We start from the raw sequence: 20,132 nt of genomic DNA, 5'->3' as shown, positions 1-20,132 counted from the left end.
GCCCCGGGGGCCGGACCGCCCCGGTGCGGAGCGGTCCGGCCGGTGCTCACCTGGCGTGGACGGAGTTCGTCGCCTCGATCTTCTTCCACGACCTCGGCTGCGCCGGGACCGCCGCCGGTGCCGCGGCGAAGGACGCCGCGCGCGCCGCGGGAGCGGCCGGCTTCACCGGCTGGAACAGCCAGGTGTCGAAGAGCGCGGCCAGCGGCTTGCCGGAGACCTGCTCGGCGTACTTCTGGAAGTCGGCCACGGAGGCGTTGCCGTAGGCGTGCTGCTGGGGCCACCCCTTCAGCAGGGCGAAGAACGCCTGGTCGCCGATCGCGTTGCGCAGCGCCTGGATGGCGACGGCCCCCCGGTCGTAGACCGCCGTGTCGAACTGGTCGTCCGGACCCGGGTCACCCGGCTTCACCGTCCAGAAGGCGTCGTCGGCGGGGTGCGAGGCGTACACGTAGTCCGCCAGCTCCTGCGTGGTGCCCTCGCCCTCGTGCTCGGACCACAGCCACTGCGCGTACCGCGCGAAGCCCTCGTTGATCCAGATGTCCTTCCAGCCCTTGAGGGACACGCTGTCCCCGTACCACTGGTGGGCCAGCTCGTGCACCACGACGGAGGTGTTGGAGCCGTTCGCGAACTGCTTCGGGCTGTAGTAGACGCGGGACTGGGTCTCCAGCGCGTACCCGGTCGTCGTGTTCGGCACGTACCCGCCCGCCGAGCTGAACGGATACGGCCCGAAATAGCCGCTCAGCCAGTCGACCAGCTCCCCGGTGCGCTCCACGCTCGCGCGGGCCGCCCCGTCGTTGTCGCCGAGGTCCTTGCTGTAGGCGTTGATCACCGGGACACCGCCCTCGGAGGTACCGGTGGTGATGTCGAACTTCCCGAGCGCCAGCGTGGACAGGTAGGTCGCCTGCGGCTTGTTCTGGCGCCAGTTGTAGCGGGTCCAGCCCAGCTTCGAGGAGACCGACTGGAGGGTGCCGTTGGAGATCGCCTGGGTGCCGTCCGGGACCGCCACCGACACGTCGTAGGTGGCCTTGTCGCTGGGGTGGTCGTTGCTCGGGAACCACCACCAGGCGGCCTCGGGCTCGTCCGCCGCGACCGCGCCGTCCGGGGTGCGGTGCCAGGTGGAGAACCCGTAGGCGCTCTTCGTGGACGGCACCCCGCGGTAGCGGACGACCACCGTGACCGGCGTGCCCTTCGCCAGCGGGCTCCTCGGCGTGACGACCAGCTCGTGCTGGCGCGCGGTGGTGAAGGCCGCCTTCGTCCCGTTGACCCGCACCTCGCTGACGTCCAGCAGGAAGTCCAGGTCGAAGCTGGACAGGTCCTGCGTGGTGCGCGCCGAGATCGTCGCCGTGCCCTCCAGCTCGTCCGTCGCGGGCCGGTACGTCAGCCGCAGGTCGTAGTGGGACACGTCGTAGCCGCCGTTGCCGTAGTCGGGGTAGTAGGGGTCGCCGATGCCCGGCGCGCCGGGGGAGTCGCTCGCGGCCGACGCCGGGATCGCCAGCAACAGGGAGGCCGCCGCCAGAGTGCCCGGCACGATGATTCTGCGGTGCACGTCAGCTCCAAGTCCTAGGGGAACGAAGTCTGTTCGGAGCCTATTGAGTCCCTGGCGGCCCAGACATGTCCATGGTCACTGCTGTCACATGATCGCCATTCGGCCGTCACGAGGGGAACAGCTCGCGTGCGCGTCCGGGCATGAGCGTGCACTCCCGCACCCCTGGGGTGCCCCTTGTGCCCCTGCGGCCCCCTCCGCCCCGGCAACACGTCAGTTTTCCCCTTCTGCCCGGCAGTTGCCCCCTGTACCGTCCCGCTCATGCCGAACAGCATGCGCATGACGACCTGGAGATCGATCGCCCTGACGGTCGTCGCCGTCCTGGCGACCGCACTCCTCAGCCCGGCGGCGCACGCCGCGCCGCACGACGGCCCGGCCCCGCGCGAGAGCCGCCCCGTCTACTCCTACACGAACGCCGTCCGCGAGTCCGTCTGGGTCGACACCGGTCTCGACGGTGACGGCGACGGGCACAGCGACCGCGTCGCCGCCGACATCGTGCGGCCCCGCGAAGCGGCCCTGCAGGGCCGGAAAGTGCCCGTCATCATGGACGCCAGCCCGTACTACTCCTGCTGCGGGCGCGGCAACGAGAGCCAGCTGAAGACGTATGACGCCGACGGCCGCGTCGTGCAGATGCCGCTCTTCTACGACAACTACTTCGTGCCCCGCGGCTACGCCGTCGTCGGCGTCGACCTCGCCGGCACCAACCGCTCCGACGGCTGCGTCGACGTCGGCGGGCGCTTTGACGTCCAGTCCGCCAAGGCCGTCGTCGACTGGCTGAACGGCCGGGCCCGCGCCTACACCACCCGCACCGGCTCCACCCCGGTCAAGGCCGGCTGGACCGACGGGAAGACCGGCATGATCGGCAAGAGCTGGGACGGCACCATCGCCAACGGCGTGGCCGCCACCGGCGTCGAGGGCCTGAAGACCATCGTGCCGATCAGCGCCATCTCCTCCTGGTACGACTACTACTTCGCCCAGGGCGCCCCGCTGTACGGCTCGGGCCCCGACTGGCTCTCCGACGCGGTGGAGAGCGACGCCGCCCACGCCCACTGCGCCGCGGTGCAGAAGAAGCTCGTCGACGGCGCCCCGCGCACCGGCGACTGGACGCCCCTGTGGACCGAGCGCGACTACGTCAAGGACGCGGCCAAGGTCAGGGCGAGCGTCTTCCTCGTCCACGGCATGCAGGACCTCAACGTGCGCACCAAGAACTTCGGCCAGTGGTGGGACGCCCTCGCGAAGAACGGCGTGCAGCGCAAGATCTGGCTCTCCCAGACCGGCCACGTCGACCCCTTCGACTACCGCCGCGGCGCCTGGGTCGACACCCTGCACCGCTGGTTCGACCACGAACTGCTCGGCTACCGCAACGGCGTCGACCGCGAGCCCATGGCCGACATCGAACGCCGCCCCGACCAGTGGGTGACCTCCGCCGTCTGGCCGCCGCGCGGCACCGCGACGGCCACGCTGCGCCCCGCGCCCGGCACCCGGGCCGGCGTCGGCACCCTCGGCCTGCGCCCGGCGCACGGCACCGAGACGTTCACCGACGACCCGAAGCTGAGCGAGACGGACTGGGCCGCGCGGATCGACACCGCGACCCCGGACAAGGCCGGGTTCGTCACCGGGCCGCTCCGCCGCGACCTGCGGCTGTCCGGCTCCTCCGAGGTCACCGTCCGCGCCACGTCCACCACCACGAGCGCCCACCTGTCCGCCGTCCTCGTCGACCTCGGCCCCGACACCATCCGGGACTACGCCGACGCCGCCGAGGGCATCACCACCCTCGCCGACCGCACCTGCTGGGGCGCGAGCACGGCGGGCGACAGCGCCTGCTACAAGGAGACGGCGGCGAAGACGACCCAGGTCGGCTTCACGGTCCTCAGCCGCGGCTGGGCCGACCTCGGCCACCACACCCCCGACGGCAAGGGCCGCCCGCTCGTCCCGGGCAAGGCGTACACCCTCACCCTGGACCTGGCGCCGACCGACCACGTCGTGCCCCGGGGCCACCGCCTGGCGCTGATCGTCGCGGGCACCGACAAGGACCTCATCGACCCGCCGTCCACCACCCCGACGCTCACCCTCGACCTGGCGCACACCTCGGCCAGGGTCCCGCTGGCCGGCGGCGCGGCGGCGTTCGCCGGCGCCACGGCGGGCAGCACCCCCTCCGCCACCGCCGTGACACCGTCCGCCCCGGCGTCCCGGCCGCTCGACGGCGTACGCGCACAGCGCCCCGCGCACCCGCTGCCCGGGCAGTGACGCGGCGCTGAAGCAGCGGCGCCGAGCAGGTCAGGCGGCCGGGAGGACGAGCCCGGCCGCCTGGCGCGCACAGCCCCAGGCCACGGTGACCCCGGCGCCGCCGTGGCCGTAGTTGTGCACCAGCGCGCGCCCGTCCGCGAGCGTCGCCCGCTCCAGCCGCACACCCGAGCGGCGGGCCGGGCGCAGCCCGACCCGGTGCTCCAGCACCCGCGCACCGGCGATCTCCGGCCGCAGCGCCGCGCACCGTGCGACGATCCGCTCGGCCACCCGCGGATCCGGCTCCCTCGACCAGGAGTCCTCCTCGGCCGTACCGCCGAGCAGCAGACCGCCCGGCTGCGGAATGAAGTAGGTGGAGGACGCCGAGACGTCGTCGACGGCGGTCAGCCAGGTCGTGATCCCCGGGTTCTCCACGACGACGAGCTGACCGCGCACCGGATACACCTCCGGATCCGGCACCAGGTCACGGGCGCCCAGCCCCGCGCAGTTCACCACCACCGGGGCGTCCACGGCGGCCAGATCCGTCACCGTCCGCTCCTGAACCGCACCGCCCGCCGCCCGCAGCCGCTCCCGCAGCCAGGGCAGATGAACCGACATGTCGACCACGGGCAGCCGCGCCCACAGCGCCGTCCCCGCGTACTCCCCGGCGTGCGCCGGGCGCAGTCCAGGCACCTGCGCGGCCCACGGCCCGAGTTGCTCCAGCCGGGTCCCGCCGTGCACCCCCTCGGCCATCCGCACGCCGGTCTCCTGCGGCCGGGCCGCCAGTTCCTCGTACACGGCGAAGGACCGCAGCGCCCAGTCACCGACGAGCGGCTCCGGCTCGATCCGGTACGGCCACCACAGACCGCCGGCGACGGCCGAGGTCGTCCGCTCGGCGGGCTCCCGCGTCCACACCCGCACCCGCCGGCCGCCCTCGGCCAGCACCACGGCGGTCGTCAGTCCTATGACCCCGCCGCCGACCACCACCACGTCACCGTTCACCCCAGCATCCATACGGGGACCGTAGCCGACGGTGCCAGGACCGGCCCGGCCGCCCGTCCCGGCCGCCGCGGGCCCGCACGACCGGAACGGGAGGACCTAAGATCGGCGGTCTGATGACTGCCACCCTCGTCGCCAAGAACCTCGCCGCCGGACACGGCGACCGCGCGCTCTTCTCCGGGCTCGACCTCGTCGTCGCGCCCGGGGACGTGATCGGTCTCGTCGGTGCCAACGGCGCGGGCAAGTCCACGCTGCTGCGCATCCTCGCCAGCCTGGACACCCCCGAGCAGGGCGAACTCACCCTCTCCCCGCCGACCGCGACCGTCGGCCACCTGCCCCAGGAGCCGGAGCGCCGGCCCGGCGAGACCGTCCGGGAGTTCCTGGCCCGCCGCACCGGCGTCGCCGACGCCCAGCGGGCCATGGACGAGGCCACCCAGGCCCTCGTCGACGGCGCCCCCGGCGCGGACGACACCTACGCGAGCGCCCTGGAGCGCTGGCTCGGCCTGGGCGGCGCCGACCTGGACGAACGGGCCGAGGAGACCGCCGGCTCGCTCGGTCTGACCGTCGGCCTGGACCAGGCGATGACGTCGCTGTCCGGCGGCCAGGCGGCCCGCGCCGGACTCGCCTCCCTGCTCCTGTCCCGCTACGACGTCTTCCTCCTCGACGAGCCGACCAACGACCTCGACCTCGACGGACTGGAACGCCTCGAACGCTTCGTCACCGGCCTGCGCGCCGGGACGGTCGTCGTCAGCCACGACCGCGAGTTCCTCACCCGCACCGTCACGAAGGTCCTCGAACTCGACCTGGCCCAGGGCCGGGTCAACCTCTTCGGCGGTGGTTACGCGGCCTACCTGGAGGAACGCGAGGTCGCCCGGCGGCACGCCCGCGACGACTACGAGGAGTACGCCGACAAGAAGGCCTCCCTCCAGGAGCGTGCGCAGACGCAGCGGGCCTGGATGGACAAGGGCGTCAAGAACGCCCGGCGCAAGGCCGGCAGCGACAACGACAAGATCGGCCGCAAGTTTCGCAGCGAGGCCAGCGAGAAGCAGGCCGCCAAGGCCCGCCAGACCCAGCGCATGATCGAACGCCTGGAGACCGTCGAGGAGCCCCGCAAGGAGTGGGAGCTGCGCATGGAGATCGCGGCCGCCCCCCGTTCGGGCGCGGTCGTCGCCACCCTGCGCGACGCGGAGGTACGGCGCGGCCCGTTCGTGCTCGGCCCGGTCTCCCTCCAGATCGACTGGGCGGACCGGGTGGCGGTCACCGGCGCCAACGGAGCGGGCAAGTCGACCCTGCTGGCGGCCCTGCTCGGCCGCCTCCCGCTGGACGCGGGGCACGCGGCCGTGGGCTCCGGCGTCCTGGTCGGCGAGGTCGACCAGGCCCGCCGCCTGTTCCACGGCTCCGAGTCGCTCCTGGACGCCTTCCGTGCGGCGGTCCCGGACACCGAACCGGCCGAGGTACGCACGCTGCTCGCCAAGTTCGGCCTGAAGGCGGACCACGTACTGCGCCCCGCGGCGACCCTCTCACCGGGCGAGCGCACGCGCGCCGCACTCGCCCTGCTCCAGGGCAGGGGCGTCAACCTGCTCGTCCTGGACGAGCCGACCAACCACCTCGACCTGCCGGCCATCGAGCAACTGGAGTCCGCCCTCGACGCCTACGAGGGCACCCTCCTCCTGGTCACCCACGACCGCCGCATGCTCCAGGCGGTACGGACCACCCGCCACCTGGAAGTGGCCGACGGCAAGGTGACGGAACACTAGTGCGGCGACCGGGAAGGTCCACCGGCTCGCGACGCCCGGCACGGCGCCTCGCCGCGCGGTCGCGTCCCACGGGTACTTCCGGTACGCGGGTCGTGCTCCGCCCTGCGGTCCACCGCACCGGACGCCGCGAGCTTCCCGGCGGACCTTCCCGGCCACAGCACCGGAGGCCGTCCGGCGGCCCGGGCGCCGGCGACGGCGCGAACCCGGGCCCGGTCCTCGGGCCGGAACCCGGGTCCGGTCGTCAGGTCAGGACCCGAACCGGTCCTCACGCCCTTGTCGAGTACCTGCCCGGAGGCGGTCACAGGTGCCTCGGCCAGGGGGCCTTACACTCGGCAACCGTTGCCCACCGGAGTGAAGCCGCAGACAGAAAGGCATGGTCGCCCATGTTCCAGGACGCCCCCATCTACCACCAGCTGGTCGCGGAACGCGGTGACGTACCCGCACGGGTCCGTGACGCGGCCACGAGCATACGGCGCGAACTCGACCAGGTGATGCGGACGGGGCAGCCGTCGGGCGCCTTCGAGCCCGGCCCCGGGGCGCGGAACGCCTCCCCACGGCCGCACTCCGCGCTGCCGCCCGGCCAGGCTCCGCGATAGCGGCCCCGTCCACGGCGCCCGTCCTGCCCGCGCGTCCCCGGCAGTGACGCGCGCCGGACGGCGGACCGCCGCGACGCGGCCACCGGGCCCGGCCCACCGCCGCGACGCGGCCACCGGGCCCGGCCCACCGCACCACGCGGGGGCCGGGCCCGCGGTACGTCAGCGACGGCCCTTGTCGGAGTCCAGCAGACCGGCCCGGCGCAGCGCGTCCGCCATGGCGCCGTTGGCCGGCGCCGGCGCCTGACGTGAGCCGCCACCGCCGCCACCGCGGCCCTGGCGCTGCTGCGGCGGCCGGCCGCCGCGCCGGCGCGGCTCACCGCCGCCGCCCTGTCCCTGACGGTCCTGCGGCGCCGCCTCGTCGTCCAGGCGCAGGGTCAGCGAGATCCGCTTGCGCGGGATGTCGACGTCCAGCACCTTCACCTTGACGATGTCGCCGGGCTTGACCACGTCCCGCGGGTCCTTGACGAAGGTCTTCGACATCGCCGACACGTGCACCAGACCGTCCTGGTGGACACCGACGTCCACGAACGCGCCGAACGCCGCCACGTTCGTCACGACGCCCTCCAGGACCATCCCCGAGGACAGGTCGGAGATCTTCTCCACGCCCTCCTTGAAGGTGGCCGTCCTGAAGGCGGGCCGCGGGTCGCGCCCCGGCTTCTCCAGCTCCTTGAGGATGTCGGTGACCGTGGGCAGACCGAACGTGTCGTCGACGAAGTCGGCCGGGCGCAGCGAGCGCAGCACACCCGTGTTCCCGACGAGCGAGGCCACCTCCTGGCCGGTGGTCTTCACCATCCGGCGCACCACCGGGTACGCCTCCGGGTGCACGCTGGAGGCGTCCAGCGGGTCGTCGCCGCCGCGGATGCGGAGGAAGCCCGCGCACTGCTCGTAGGCCTTCGGACCGAGCCGCGAGACCTTCTTCAGCTGGGCGCGCGAGGTGAACGGGCCGTTGGCGTCGCGGTGCGCCACGATGTTCTCGGCGAGCGAGCCGGTGATGCCGGAGACGCGCGAGAGCAGCGGCACGGACGCGGTGTTGACGTCCACCCCGACACCGTTCACACAGTCCTCGACCACCGCGTCCAGGGAGCGGGACAGCTTCACCTCGGACAGGTCGTGCTGGTACTGGCCGACACCGATCGACTTCGGGTCGATCTTCACCAGCTCGGCCAGCGGGTCCTGCAGCCGGCGCGCGATGGACACCGCGCCGCGCAGCGACACGTCCATCCCGGGCAGCTCCTGCGAGGCGTACGCGGAGGCGGAGTACACGGACGCGCCCGCCTCGGACACCATCACCTTGGTGAGTTTCAGCTCGGGGTGCCTGGTGATCAGTTCACCGGCGAGCTTGTCGGTCTCCCTGGACGCCGTGCCGTTGCCGATCGCGACCAGTTCGACGGCGTGCTCCCGGGCCAGGCGCGCCAGCGTGGCGATGGCCTCGTCCCACTTGTTGGCCGGGACGTGCGGGTGGATGACGTCCGTGGCGACGACCTTGCCGGTCGCGTCGACCACGGCGACCTTCACACCCGTACGGAAGCCCGGGTCCAGGCCCAGCGTCGCGCGGGTGCCCGCCGGGGCGGCCAGCAGCAGGTCACGCAGGTTGGCCGCGAACACGTTCACCGCCTCGTCCTCGGCGGCCGTCCGCAGCCGCAGCCGCAGGTCGATGCCGAGGTGGACGAGGATCCGGGTGCGCCAGGCCCAGCGGACCGTGTCGGTGAGCCACTTGTCGGCGGGCCGGCCGCGGTCCGCGATGCCGAAGCGGTGCGCCACGATCGCCTCGTACGACGACGGGCCGTCGGTCGGCTCCTCGGGCTCCAGGACGAGGTCGAGGACCTCTTCCTTCTCGCCGCGCAGCATCGCCAGGATCCGGTGCGAGGGCAGCTCGGTGAACGGCTCCGCGAAGTCGAAGTAGTCGGCGAACTTCGCGCCCGCCTCCTCCTTGCCCTCGCGCACCTTCGCGGCCAGCCGCCCGCGCGTCCACATGCGCTCGCGGACCTCGCCGATCAGGTCGGCGTCCTCGGAGAACCGCTCGGTGAGGATCGCGCGGGCCCCGTCGAGCGCGGCCTGCGGATCGGCCACCCCCTTGTCCGCGTCCACGAAGGCCGCCGCCGCGGCCAGCGGCTCCACGCCCGGGTCGCCCAGCAGGCCGTCCGCCAGCGGCTCCAGGCCCGCCTCCCGCGCGATCTGCGCCTTCGTCCGCCGCTTCGGCTTGAACGGCAGGTAGATGTCCTCCAGCCGCGCCTTCGTCTCGGCGCCCCGGATCCGCGCCTCCAGTTCACCGGTGAGCTTGCCCTGCTCGCGCACCGAGTCCAGGATCGCGGCCCGCCGGTCCTCCAGCTCCCGCAGATAGCGCAGCCGCTCCTCGAGCGTGCGCAACTGCGCATCGTCGAGCATCTCGGTCGCTTCCTTGCGGTAGCGGGCGATGAAGGGCACCGTCGAACCGCCGTCGAGCAACTCCACGGCGGCCCTGACCTGCCGCTCCCTGACGCCGAGTTCCTCGGCGATCCTGCCTTCGATGGACCCTGCTGCGAGGGACCCGGGTGTCGTCACGTTCCGGTACCGCCTTCTCCACTTCGGGTTGCGCCGCAATTGTGGCAGGCGGCACCGGCATCCGGGGATCAGGGCGGTCCCCGGCGGGCGCGTCGCCACGGCGGAGCCGGGCGCCCGCGGCCCGGCCGGCCCGGCGGGCGCATGGCCGGAAAGGTGGGAAACCCGTCGTTGCGGCCGTCGTCGCGCCCGCCCAGAATCGACGGCATGGCGCAGCGAACCGTTCTCGTCGTCCTCTTCGACGGCGTGCAGAGCCTGGACGTCACCGGCCCCCTGGAGGTGTTCGCCGGAGCCGAGAAGCACACCCCGGGCAGCTACCGGCTCCGTACGGCCTCGCTGGACGGCGCCCCCGTGCGCACCTCCAGCGGCCTGAGCCTCGTGCCGGACACCGCGCTCACCGGCGCGCCCCGGGCGCACACCCTCCTCGTCCCCGGGGGCGAGGGCACCCGCCGGTCCGATCCGCGCCTGGTCGAGTGGGTGCGCGGACACGGTCCGTGCGCGGCCCGGCTGGTCTCGGTGTGCACCGGCGCGGTCCTGCTGGCCGAGGCGGGCCTGCTGGACGGGCGCCGCGCCACCACGCACTGGGCGTACTGCGCGCAACTCGCCCGCGACCATCCCGCGGTCCGGGTCGAGGCCGACCCGATCTTCGTACGGGACGGCCAGGTGGCCACCTCGGCCGGTGTCACCGCGGGCATCGACCTGGCCCTCGCGCTCGTCGAGGAGGACCTGGGCCGCGACACCGCGCTCACCGTCGCCCGCCACCTGGTGGTCTTCCTGCGCAGACCCGGCAACCAGGCGCAGTTCAGCGCGCAGCTCACCGCGCAGACCGCCCACCGCGAGCCGCTCAGGGAGGTCCAGCAGTGGATCACCGAGCACCCTGCCGGTGACCTGACCGTCGAGGCGCTCGCCGTCCGCGCCGCCCTCTCCCCCCGCCACTTCGCCCGGGCCTTCCAGGCCGAGACGGGCATGTCCCCGGGCCGGTACGTCGACCGGGTCCGCCTGGAACACGCCCGGCGGCTGCTGGAGGACACCGCCGACGGCATCGCGCAGATCGCCCGTGCCAGCGGCTACGGCACGCCCGAGGCCATGCGGCGCGCCTTCCTGCGCACGCTCGGCGCGTCACCGGCGGAGTACCGGCGCCGCTTCCGCCCGGCGCACGCCACCACCTGACCTCCCGTCCACGGCGCTCACGGCGCTCCCCGTGCGGCCCGCCGACCGTCCGCCGGGCGTCCGCCGGCCGTTCACCGGCCGGGGCCGCTCCGTGCGGCTCACCGAAGGGAAGACCATGCAGATCGCCATCGTCCTCTACGACCGCTTCACCGCGCTCGACGCCGTCGGCCCGTACGAGACGCTGGGCCGCCTGCCCGGCGCGGACACCGTCTTCGTCGCCGAGCGGACCGGCCCGGTGCGCACGGACACCGGGAACCTCGCCCTGACCGCCGACCGCACCCTGGCCGACGTACCGTCCCCCGACATCGTGGTCGTCCCGGGCGGACCCGGCCAGAGCGCGCGGATGGACGACGCGGCCCTCCTCGACTGGCTGCGCGCCGCCGATGCCACCAGCACCTGGACCACCTCCGTGTGCACCGGCTCCCTGCTGCTCGGCGCGGCCGGACTCCTGCGCGGCCGGCGCGCCACCTCCCACTGGCTGGCCCTCGACCACCTCGCCTCGCTCGGCGCGGAGCCCACCGGCGAGCGGGTGGTCACCGACGGCAAGTACGTCACCGCCGCGGGCGTCTCCTCCGGCATCGACATGGGGCTCACGCTGCTCGGCCGCATCGCGGGCGACGAGACGGCCCAGGCCGTCCAGCTCCTGACCGAGTACGACCCCCAGCCGCCCTACGACGCCGGCTCCCCGCAGAAGGCCCCCGCCCACCTCGTGGAGAAGCTCCGCGCCGACAGCCGCCCCTACCTCCGGTAGAGCCGCGCGCCGTGCCCCGGTCCGCGCTCCCCGCCCCTACTCGGCGCTCCAGGTGAAGCGCGGCGCCCGGCGTTCCAGGAAGGCGGCGACGCCCTCGGCGGTGTCGCCGCTGCCGCGCGCCTGGGCGGCCCAGTGGGCGTCGCGGTCCGTGCGGCCGTCCGCGAACTCCTTGGCCGCCGCCTGCGTCAGCGGCGAGCGCGAGGTCAGGAGACGGGTGAACTCCGCGACACGCTCGTCCAGACCTCCCTCGGGCAGCACTTCGTCGACCAGCCCGGTGCGCAGCGCCCGCCGCGCACCGATCAGCTCGCCGGAGAACAGCAGGTACTTGGCGGTGGCCGGGCCCACCAGGGACACCAGTCGGCGGGTCGCGGAGGCGGGATAGACGATCCCGAGTCTGGCCGGGGTCACCCCGAACAGCGCGCCCTCCTCGGCGAACCGCAGGTCGCAGGCGGCCGCGAGCTGCGCGCCGCCGCCGACGCAGTGCCCGCGCACGGCGGCCAGGGTCGGTCTGGGGAAGGCGGCGAGCGCCTCCTCGGCGAGCACGGCGAGCTGCTGCGCCTCGGCGGGCGACTCGCGCAGCGTGGAGATGTCCGCACCGGCGCAGAACGTTCCGTCCGCACCCGTCAGCACCAGCGCCCGTACGCCCGGGTCGGCCGCCAGGCGGTCCAGGAGCGGCGGCAGCGCCCGCCACATGGCCGCCGTCATGGCGTTGCGCTTGGCCGGGTGGTGGACGACGACGGTGGCGACCGCGTCGGTGACGTCGTGCAGCAGCTGCGGCTCCATGGCCGGATGCTATCGGCTCGATCGGGCGTTCGATCGCGACCGGGGTCGCGGAGGGAACCCGTACAACCCGAAAAGTTCGCAAACGCGGCGCCGGTCGGGCAGAGCCGGTCCAGGTCGGCGCCGTGGACGACTGAAACGATCGGAAAGGGCCGGGAACCGGCTGACTTGTGTTCACTCCTTGGGGCCGCGCGCCGCGGTACCAACACTCGTCGTGTGGTGACAATCGAGCGCGAGGGTGGCGACCGGACGATGGACGACCACGGGCGTGGGGACGGCCCGCGCCCAGCAGGCGGCACAGCGGCCCCCCTGGACGGCGTGCCGCCGCCCCCGCCGGCCCCGCTGGAGGGCGCGCCGCCGCCCCCGCCGGCCCCGATGCCGTACGAGGGCGTCTGGCGGTTCACCGCTCCCGCGGTCGACGCCTCCGTCCCGCAGGCCCGGCACGCCGTGCGCGACCTGCTGCGCCGCCAGGGCGTACCCGCCTCGGGCGATCTGGTCCACGGCCTGCTGCTGATCGTGTCCGAGCTGGTCACGAACGCCGTCCGGCACGCGGCGGTGCTGTCGCCGATGCTCGCCGTGGAGGTCGCCGTCGGCGCCGACTGGCTGCGGGTCTCCGTCGAGGACGACCACCCCTACCGGCCGACCGCGCTGGAGACCGACCACGGCCGCACCGGCGGGCGCGGGCTGCTGCTCGTGCGCGAGATCGCACGGGAGGCGGGCGGTGTCTGCGACGTCGAGCACACGGCCGGCGGCGGCAAGGTGATCTGGGCCGCCCTGCCGCTCACCCCCGGGCCCTAGGCCCTGTCGTCACATTCCCGTCGTGCGCCCGCGGGGCAGACGGGGACGTGACGACAGGGCCCAGCTGGAACACCCCGCGGAAACGGTTCGCGAGGGCCGGCCGGCTCACCAGCCCGCGGGGCCGGTCAGCTCCCTGATCGCCGGGCGGGCCGCGTCGAGCACGGTCATGAACCACGCCGAGAACGGGTCGCGCGCGTGCCGCGCGGCCAGCTCCTCGGGCGCCACGAACATGGTGTCGGCGATCTCCTTCGGGTCCGGCCGCAGCGGTGACTGCACCAGGCCGACGAAGAGGTGGTTGAACTCCTGCTCCACCAGGCCCGACGCGGGGTCCGGGTGGTTGTAGCGGACGGTGCCCGCCTCGGCGAGCAGCGTCGGGGAGACGCCCAGCTCCTCGTACGTCCGCCGGGCAGCGGCCGCGAAGGGCGCCTCGCCGGGGTAGGGGTGGCCGCAGCAGGTGTTGGACCACACACCGGGGGAGTGGTACTTGCCCAGCGCCCGCTGCTGGAGCAGCAGGCGGCCCTGCTCGTCGAAGAGGAAGACGGAGAAGGCGCGGTGCAGCTGCCCCGGCGGCTGGTGCGCGGCGAGCTTCTCCGCGGTGCCGATCGTCACGCCGTCCTCGTCGACGAGTTCCAGCAAGATCGCGTCCGCGGTGCCGTTCGACGAGCTGTGCGTCGCGGTGGCAGGTGTGATCGGCATACCCATCCTTCGCATCGGTCCTCGAGCCCCAAGTCTGCCGCACGAAACCGGCACTCCCGGCACTTCCCGGCGTACCCGCATGTCCCCGCGGCACCGCGCCCGGGGGCGGGCGCGGCGGTCACCGGACGGTCACCGCGAGAGGGACCCGGTTACTGATCGTGCCCTGCCGGGCGCCACCGGAACCGTCCGGGTACCCCGGCGGACCGGGGGCCGGGAGGGCGCTCAGTGGCACAGACGCGCCTCGTGCTCGGCATGCCCGCCGGGTTCCAGCTGGAAGGTGCAGTGTTCCACGTCGAAGTGGTGGCCGAGACAGCCCTGCAGTTCGTGCAGCAGCTTTTCGTGACCGACCGCGCTCAGCACCTCGGAACTGACCACCACGTGCGCGGACAGGACCGGAAGCCCGGAGGTGATCGTCCAGGCGTGCAGATCGTGCACGTCCTCGACGCCGTCCAGTGCCAGGATGTGCGCCCGCACGTCGTCCATGTCGACGTTCTTCGGGGCCGCCTCCAGGAGCACGTCCAGGGTCTCGCGCAGCAGCTTGACCGTGCGCGGCACGATCAGCAGGCCGATGGCCAGGGAGGCGATCGGGTCGGCGGCCTGCCAGCCGGTGAGCAGGATGACCGCCGCCGAGACCATCACGGCCAGCGAGCCGACCGCGTCCGCGGCCACCTCCAGGAACGCGCCGCGCACGTTCAGGCTCTCCCGCTGGCCGCGCATCAGCAGGGCCAGCGAGACGGAGTTCGCCACCAGGCCGATCAGACCGAACACGATCATCAGCCCGCCGTGCGTCTCGGCGGGCCGCACGAACCGCTGCACCGCCTCGTACAGGACGTACCCGCCCACTCCGAGCAGCAGCAGGCAGTTGGCGAGCGCGGCCAGGATCTCGGCGCGGGCGTAGCCGAAGGTGCGGTTCCCGCTCGGCGGCCGGTTCGCGAAGTGGATGGCGAGCAGCGCCATGCCCAGGCCGAGGGCGTCCGTCGCCATGTGGGCGGCGTCGGCCACCAGCGCGAGGGAATCCGCGACCACGCCGCCGATGATCTCCACCACCATGACGGCGAGCGTGATCGACAGTGCGATGCGCAGCGTGCCGCGGTGGGCGGCCGCCGCCGTGCCGGTGGCGCCGTGCGCGTGCCCGTGGTCGTGACCGGCCCCCATCAGCCTCTCCGTCCTCGTGGGTCCCGCCCGGATCCCCGCCGGGCGCGACCCAGTCAACTACGGGTGGGGGGTATGGGGCAACGCGGCACTGAACACCGTTGTCATGTGCCCTGACCTGCGCAAACGATCCGCAGGTCAGAACGTTTCGGCAGAGGCGGCACCGCGTGTCGGCGGGCGCGTCGCCAGGCGGCGGGGCAGGGGCGGTGCGGGGGGTGACCGGACGGCGGGACGGGTCGGCGGCGGGCGGCGATGCCGTGAGCGCCCCGGCGCCCGACGGGCGGGACGGTCCCGGCTACCGCACCTGCCCACCGCTCACCGCACCGCCCGACCGCCGTCCGTCGCCCCCGCCCGCCCACGGCGTCGTCCGACCGCCGCCCACTGCGCTGCCCGGCCGCTGCCCGGCCGCCGTCCACAGCCCCGCCCGGCCGCGGGCCGCCGTGCCGTCCGGCACCCGCCCCTCACCGTCGCCCCGTCGTTCCCGCACCCGCGCCGCGCGTTCGCGGTGAATGTCCGATCTGGTGCGGAGTTTGTGAGGCGGCACCCCGATCACCGATGATGATCTCGGCGCAGGCTGCGGGCAGATGACGTCGATCGGCCCGTGAACGGGCGGTGAACGCGGGCTTCCCGGCATCCGATAGCCTCTGCCGACATGCCGCCCGGCCGCCCCGGGGCAAGCGGCACCCCTCCACCATGCACATGACCGGCGCCCCCGCGTCGGCACCAGGGAGTGAGTTCGGTTGTCGACCGCCATCCTCACCGGTCAGCCGGTCCCCGGATCGTCGATCGAGGCCGATCTGCGGGCCCTCGGCTTCGACGTGCGTCCCGCCGCCGACGTCGGTGACGCCGAGGCCGTGCTGGCCCGGGTGCCGAGCGAGGAGCGGGTCGCCGTCGTCGACGCCCGCTTCGTCGGGCACGCCCACGCCCTGCGCCTGGGCCTGACCGACCCCCGCTTCCCGCTCGCCGCCGTCCCCGGCGCCGTCACCGCGCAGCCGGCCGGCCGCCAGGCACTGGTCCGCGCGCTGGCCCGGGAGAACACCGCGGGCGGCGGCACCGCGCTCGCCGTGGACAGCGTCGCCGACCGCGTCGTCGCCGCCCTGCACGCCGACGGCACCGCCGTGCACCACCCCGAACTCGGCAGCCTCGTCGCCGTCGTCCCGGCCGACCCGCAGGCCCGCAACGAGGCGCGGCAGGCCGTCGCCGCCGTCGACGACGAGGCCGTCCGCCTGAAGTCGGCCGTCAAGGCCCGCGACGGCTTCTTCACCACCTTCTTCATCAGCCCGTACTCGCGCTACCTCGCCCGCTGGTGCGCCCGCCGCGGCCTGACCCCCAACCAGGTCACCACCGCCTCCCTGCTCACCGCGCTCATAGCGGCCGGCTGCGCCGCCACCGGCACCCGGGGCGGCTTCGTCGCCGCCGGCGTGCTCCTGATCGCCTCGTTCGTCCTGGACTGCACCGACGGCCAGCTCGCCCGCTACTCGCTGCAGTACTCCACCCTCGGCGCCTGGCTCGACGCCACCTTCGACCGGGCCAAGGAGTACGCCTACTACGCCGGACTCGCCCTCGGCGCGGCCCGCGGCGGCGGCCACGACGACGTGTGGGCCCTCGCGCTGGGCGCCATGGTCCTGCAGACCTGCCGGCACGTCGTGGACTTCTCCTTCAACGAGGCCAACCACGACGCCACCGCCAACACCAGCCCCACCGCCGCCCTCTCCGACAAGCTCGACAGCGTCGGCTGGACGGTCTGGCTGCGCCGCATGATCGTCCTGCCCATCGGGGAACGCTGGGCCATGATCGCCGTCCTGACGGCCGCCACCACCCCCCGCATCACCTTCTACGTCCTGCTCGCCGGCTGCGCCTTCGCGGCGACGTACACCACGGCGGGCCGCGTGCTGCGCTCGGTGACCCGCAAGGCACGCCGCACCGACCGGGCCGCGCAGGCGCTCGCGGACCTCGCGGACAACGGGCCGCTGGGCGAGGGCCTCGCCCGCGCCCTGCGCGGACCCGCCCGCAAGCTGCCCGCCGTCACCGCACCCGCCGTCGCCCTGCTCGGCGGCCTCGCCGTCGTCGCGTGCTGTGCCCTCACCGGCTTCGGCGGCCTGTGGCCCGTCGCCGGCGCCCTGGCCTACGTCCTCACCTCGGCGCTCGCCCTCGCCCGCCCCCTCAAGGGCGCCCTGGACTGGCTGGTCCCGCCGCTGTTCCGGGCCGCGGAGTACGCAACCGTCCTGGTCCTGGCGGCCCGCGCCGACGTGAACGGAGCCCTGCCGGCGGCTTTCGGGCTGGTGGCGGCCGTCGCCTACCATCACTACGACACGGTGTACCGCATCCGCGGTGACGCCGGAGCGCCGCCGGCCCGTCTGGTGCGCGCCATCGGGGGGCAGGAAGGGCGGACGCTGCTCGTCACCGTACTGGCGGCGCTGCTCACCGCCGCGCAGTTCAAGGCCGCGCTCACGGTCATCGCCGTGCTCGTGGCCGTCGTGGTGCTCGCCGAGAGCATCCGCTTCTGGGTGGCCGCCCACAAGGGCGGCGCGCCCGCCGTACACGACGAAGGAGAACCCGCATGATCGGCCTCGTGCTGGCGGCCGGCGCCGGACGGCGTCTGCGCCCCTACACCGACACCCTGCCCAAGGCGCTGGTGCCGGTCGGGCCCGCGGGCATAGAGGACGGTTCCGACGGGCTCACCGTCCTCGACCTCACCCTCGCCAACTTCGCCGAGATCGGTCTGAGCGAGGCCGGTGTCATCGTCGGCTACCGCAAGGAGGCCGTGTACGAGCGCAAGGCGGCCCTGGAGCGGAAGTACGGCCTCAAGATCACGCTCATCGACAACGACAAGGCCGAGGAGTGGAACAACGCCTACTCGCTGTGGTGCGGCCGTGACGCTCTCGAGGACGGCGTGATCCTCGCCAACGGCGACACCGTCCACCCGGTCTCCGTGGAGAAGACGCTGCTCGCCGCCCGCGGCGACGGCAAGCGGATCATCCTCGCGCTGGACACCGTCAAGACGCTGGCCGACGAGGAGATGAAGGTCGTCGTCGACCCCGCCACCGGTGTGCGGCGCATCACGAAGCTGATGGACCCCGCCGAGGCGACCGGCGAGTACATCGGTGTCACCCTCATCGAGGGCGAGGCCGCCGCCGACCTGGCCGACGCGCTCAAGGCCACCTTCGAGCGCGACCCGCAGCTCTACTACGAGGACGGCTACCAGGAGCTGGTCGACCGCGGCTTCCGCATCGACGTCGCACCGATCGGCGAGGTCGACTGGGTCGAGATCGACAACCACGACGACCTCGCCCGGGGACGGGAGATCGCGTGCCGCTACTGACCCGGCTGATCCCCTCGCCGGTCGCCGTCGACATCCGCCCGGGCGCCCTGGACGACCTGGCCTGCGTCCTCGCCGACGAGCGGGTCTCGCACTCCGGCCGGCTCGCCGTCGCCGTCAGCGGCGGCTCCGGCGCCCGGCTGCGCGAGCGGGTCGCCCCCACCCTGCCGGGCGCCACCTGGTACGAGGTCGGCGGCGGCACCCTGGACGACGCGATCCGGCTGGCCGGGGAGATGAAGAGCGGCCACTACGACGCCGTCGTCGGCCTGGGCGGCGGAAAGATCATCGACTGCGCGAAGTTCGCGGCGGCCCGCGTCGGCCTGCCCCTGGTGGCCGTGCCCACCAACCTCGCGCACGACGGCCTGTGCTCCCCGGTCGCCACCCTCGACAACGACGCCGGCCGCGGCTCCTACGGCGTGCCCAACCCGATCGCCGTCGTCATCGACCTGGACGTCATCCGCGAGGCCCCGGCCCGCTTCGTCCGCTCCGGCATCGGCGACGCCGTCTCCAACATCAACGCGGTCGCGGACTGGGAACTGGCCCACCGGGTGAACGGCGAGAAGATCGACGGACTGGCCGCCGCCATGGCCCGGCAGGCGGGCGAGGCGGTGCTGCGCCACCCCGGCGGCATCGCCGACGGCGGCTTCCTCCAGGTGCTGGCCGAGGCCCTGGTCCTCACCGGCGTCGCGATGTCCGTCTCGGGCGACTCGCGTCCCGCCTCCGGCTCCTGCCACGAGATCAACCACGCCTTCGACCTGCTGTTCCCCCAGCGCGCCGCGAGCCACGGCGAACAGTGCGGGATGGGCGCGGCCTTCGCGATGCACCTCCGCGGCGCCGTCGAGGAGTCGGCGCTGATGGCCGGGGTGCTGCGCCGGCACGGGCTGCCGGTGCTGCCGCAGGACATCGGCTTCACGGTGGACGAGTTCGTCCGTGCCGTGGAGTTCGCCCCGGAGACCCGCCCCGGCCGCTACACGATCCTCGAACACCTCGACCTCAAGACCGAACAGATCAAGGACGCCTACGCCGACTATGTCAAGGCCATCGGTAGCTGAACTCAGACCGGTCGTGCACCCCGTGGGGGTCAAGGACCGGCGCAGCGGTGAGCACTGGATGGGACGCCTCTACATGCGTGAGGTGTCCCTGCGGGTCGACCGCTACCTGGTGAACACCAAGGTCACACCCAACCAGCTCACGTACCTGATGACGGTGTGCGGTGTCCTCGCCGCCCCGGCCCTGCTGGTGCCGGGCGTGTGGGGCGCGGTGCTCGGTGTCGTCGCGGTCCAGCTCTACCTGCTGCTGGACTGCGTCGACGGCGAGGTGGCCCGCTGGAAGCAGCAGTTCTCGCTCGGCGGGGTCTACCTGGACCGGGTCGGCGCCTACCTGACCGACGCGGCCGTCCTGGTCGGCCTCGGACTGCGCGCCGCCGACCTGTGGGGGAGCGGACGGATCGACTGGCTGTGGGCCTTCCTGGGCACCCTGGCCGCGCTCGGCGCCATCCTGATCAAGGCGGAGACGGACCTGGTCGGCGTGGCCCGCCACCAGGGCGGACTGCCCCCGGTCAAGGAGAGCGCCGCCGAACCGCGCTCCTCCGGCGTGGCGCTGGCCCGCCGGGCCGCCGCCGCGCTCAAGTTCCACCGGCTGATCCTCGGTATCGAGGCGTCCCTGCTGATCCTGGTCCTCGCGATCGTGGACCAGATACGGGGCGACCTGTTCTTCACCCGTCTCGGTACGGCCGTCCTGGCCGGCATCGCGCTCCTGCAGACTTTGCTGCACCTGGTGTCCGTCCTCGCCTCCAGCAGGCTGCGGTGAGCGG

16 protein-coding genes are annotated in these 20,132 nt (G+C 73.7%); 10 read left to right on the top strand and 6 right to left on the bottom strand.

Annotated elements, in window-relative coordinates:
• Window positions 1-46: 46 nt before the first annotated feature.
• On the bottom strand, window positions 47-1,543 hold the full coding sequence (locus IG64_RS33105) for a M1 family metallopeptidase (protein ID WP_037863147.1): 1,497 nt from the start codon (window positions 1,541-1,543) through the stop codon (window positions 47-49).
• A 258-nt stretch (window positions 1,544-1,801) separates the two neighbouring features.
• On the opposite strand from IG64_RS33105, the gene IG64_RS33100 reads away from it, so the two are divergent.
• Entirely contained in the window at window positions 1,802-3,787 is a 1,986-nt protein-coding gene (locus IG64_RS33100) for a Xaa-Pro dipeptidyl-peptidase (protein WP_037863145.1), read from the top strand.
• A gap of 30 nt (window positions 3,788-3,817) precedes the next feature.
• Here the strand turns inward: IG64_RS33100 and IG64_RS33095 are convergent, their stop codons facing one another.
• Window positions 3,818-4,777, bottom strand: coding sequence for an NAD(P)/FAD-dependent oxidoreductase (locus IG64_RS33095; RefSeq protein WP_037863142.1), 960 nt, complete (start codon window positions 4,775-4,777; stop codon window positions 3,818-3,820).
• A gap of 101 nt (window positions 4,778-4,878) precedes the next feature.
• Here IG64_RS33095 and IG64_RS33090 point away from each other — a divergent pair, with 101 nt between their 5' ends.
• Both IG64_RS33090 and IG64_RS33085 read left to right on the top strand, forming a co-directional pair.
• Window positions 4,879-6,519 (top strand): ABC-F family ATP-binding cassette domain-containing protein, encoded by a 1,641-nt coding sequence (locus IG64_RS33090; protein WP_037863140.1) that lies wholly within the window; start codon window positions 4,879-4,881, stop codon window positions 6,517-6,519.
• Between the two features lie 383 nt (window positions 6,520-6,902).
• Complete coding sequence (locus IG64_RS33085) at window positions 6,903-7,115, top strand: hypothetical protein (RefSeq protein ID WP_037863138.1); 213 nt, start codon at window positions 6,903-6,905, stop codon at window positions 7,113-7,115.
• A gap of 159 nt (window positions 7,116-7,274) precedes the next feature.
• Here the strand turns inward: IG64_RS33085 and IG64_RS33080 are convergent, their stop codons facing one another.
• Entirely contained in the window at window positions 7,275-9,656 is a 2,382-nt protein-coding gene (locus IG64_RS33080; RefSeq protein WP_037863136.1) for a Tex family protein, read from the bottom strand.
• Between the two features lie 204 nt (window positions 9,657-9,860).
• On the opposite strand from IG64_RS33080, the gene IG64_RS33075 reads away from it, so the two are divergent.
• Both IG64_RS33075 and IG64_RS33070 read left to right on the top strand, forming a co-directional pair.
• On the top strand, window positions 9,861-10,823 hold the full coding sequence (locus tag IG64_RS33075; RefSeq protein WP_037863133.1) for a GlxA family transcriptional regulator: 963 nt from the start codon (window positions 9,861-9,863) through the stop codon (window positions 10,821-10,823).
• 115 nt (window positions 10,824-10,938) lie between these two features.
• The gene (locus tag IG64_RS33070; RefSeq protein ID WP_037863250.1) at window positions 10,939-11,574 is read left to right on the top strand and encodes a DJ-1/PfpI family protein; all 636 of its coding nucleotides are present in this window, start codon (window positions 10,939-10,941) and stop codon (window positions 11,572-11,574) included.
• A gap of 36 nt (window positions 11,575-11,610) precedes the next feature.
• Here IG64_RS33070 and IG64_RS33065 read toward each other — a convergent pair whose 3' ends face one another.
• Window positions 11,611-12,357, bottom strand: a complete 747-nt coding sequence (locus IG64_RS33065; RefSeq protein ID WP_037863130.1) for an enoyl-CoA hydratase/isomerase family protein — start codon at window positions 12,355-12,357, stop codon at window positions 11,611-11,613.
• A gap of 249 nt (window positions 12,358-12,606) precedes the next feature.
• Here IG64_RS33065 and IG64_RS33060 point away from each other — a divergent pair, with 249 nt between their 5' ends.
• Window positions 12,607-13,152: an ATP-binding protein gene (locus tag IG64_RS33060; RefSeq protein ID WP_063758860.1), complete on the top strand. Its 546-nt coding sequence runs from the start codon at window positions 12,607-12,609 to the stop codon at window positions 13,150-13,152.
• Window positions 13,153-13,257: 105 nt separating this feature from the next.
• Here IG64_RS33060 and idi read toward each other — a convergent pair whose 3' ends face one another.
• Together idi and IG64_RS33050 are read right to left on the bottom strand one after the other, a co-directional pair.
• Window positions 13,258-13,848 (bottom strand): isopentenyl-diphosphate Delta-isomerase, encoded by a 591-nt coding sequence (idi, locus tag IG64_RS33055; protein WP_037863126.1) that lies wholly within the window; start codon window positions 13,846-13,848, stop codon window positions 13,258-13,260.
• Between the two features lie 222 nt (window positions 13,849-14,070).
• Window positions 14,071-15,003 (bottom strand): cation diffusion facilitator family transporter, encoded by a 933-nt coding sequence (locus IG64_RS33050; RefSeq protein WP_037863124.1) that lies wholly within the window; start codon window positions 15,001-15,003, stop codon window positions 14,071-14,073.
• A gap of 737 nt (window positions 15,004-15,740) precedes the next feature.
• On the opposite strand from IG64_RS33050, the gene IG64_RS33045 reads away from it, so the two are divergent.
• Genes IG64_RS33045 through IG64_RS33030 form a run of 4 tightly spaced genes read left to right on the top strand, consistent with a single transcriptional unit; the run spans window position 15,741 to window position 20,128 of the window.
• On the top strand, window positions 15,741-17,564 hold the full coding sequence (locus IG64_RS33045) for a DUF5941 domain-containing protein (RefSeq protein WP_037863122.1): 1,824 nt from the start codon (window positions 15,741-15,743) through the stop codon (window positions 17,562-17,564).
• Complete coding sequence (locus IG64_RS33040; RefSeq protein WP_037863120.1) at window positions 17,561-18,322, top strand: sugar phosphate nucleotidyltransferase; 762 nt, start codon at window positions 17,561-17,563, stop codon at window positions 18,320-18,322. Before IG64_RS33045 ends, IG64_RS33040 begins: the two co-directional genes overlap by 4 nt.
• Window positions 18,310-19,371, top strand: coding sequence for an iron-containing alcohol dehydrogenase family protein (locus IG64_RS33035; RefSeq protein WP_037863119.1), 1,062 nt, complete (start codon window positions 18,310-18,312; stop codon window positions 19,369-19,371). Before IG64_RS33040 ends, IG64_RS33035 begins: the two co-directional genes overlap by 13 nt.
• Window positions 19,349-20,128 carry a CDP-alcohol phosphatidyltransferase family protein gene (locus IG64_RS33030; protein WP_199811700.1) on the top strand — a complete coding sequence of 260 codons (780 nt, stop codon included), beginning with the start codon at window positions 19,349-19,351 and terminating at the stop codon, window positions 20,126-20,128. Before IG64_RS33035 ends, IG64_RS33030 begins: the two co-directional genes overlap by 23 nt.
• Window positions 20,129-20,132: the final 4 nt, after the last annotated feature.

This window comes from Streptomyces sp. NRRL S-340, assembly GCF_000720185.1.
Taxonomy (GTDB): domain Bacteria; phylum Actinomycetota; class Actinomycetes; order Streptomycetales; family Streptomycetaceae; genus Streptomyces.
Note: the sequence above shows the minus strand (reverse complement) of the source record. Positions and strands in the feature narration are given on the sequence as shown.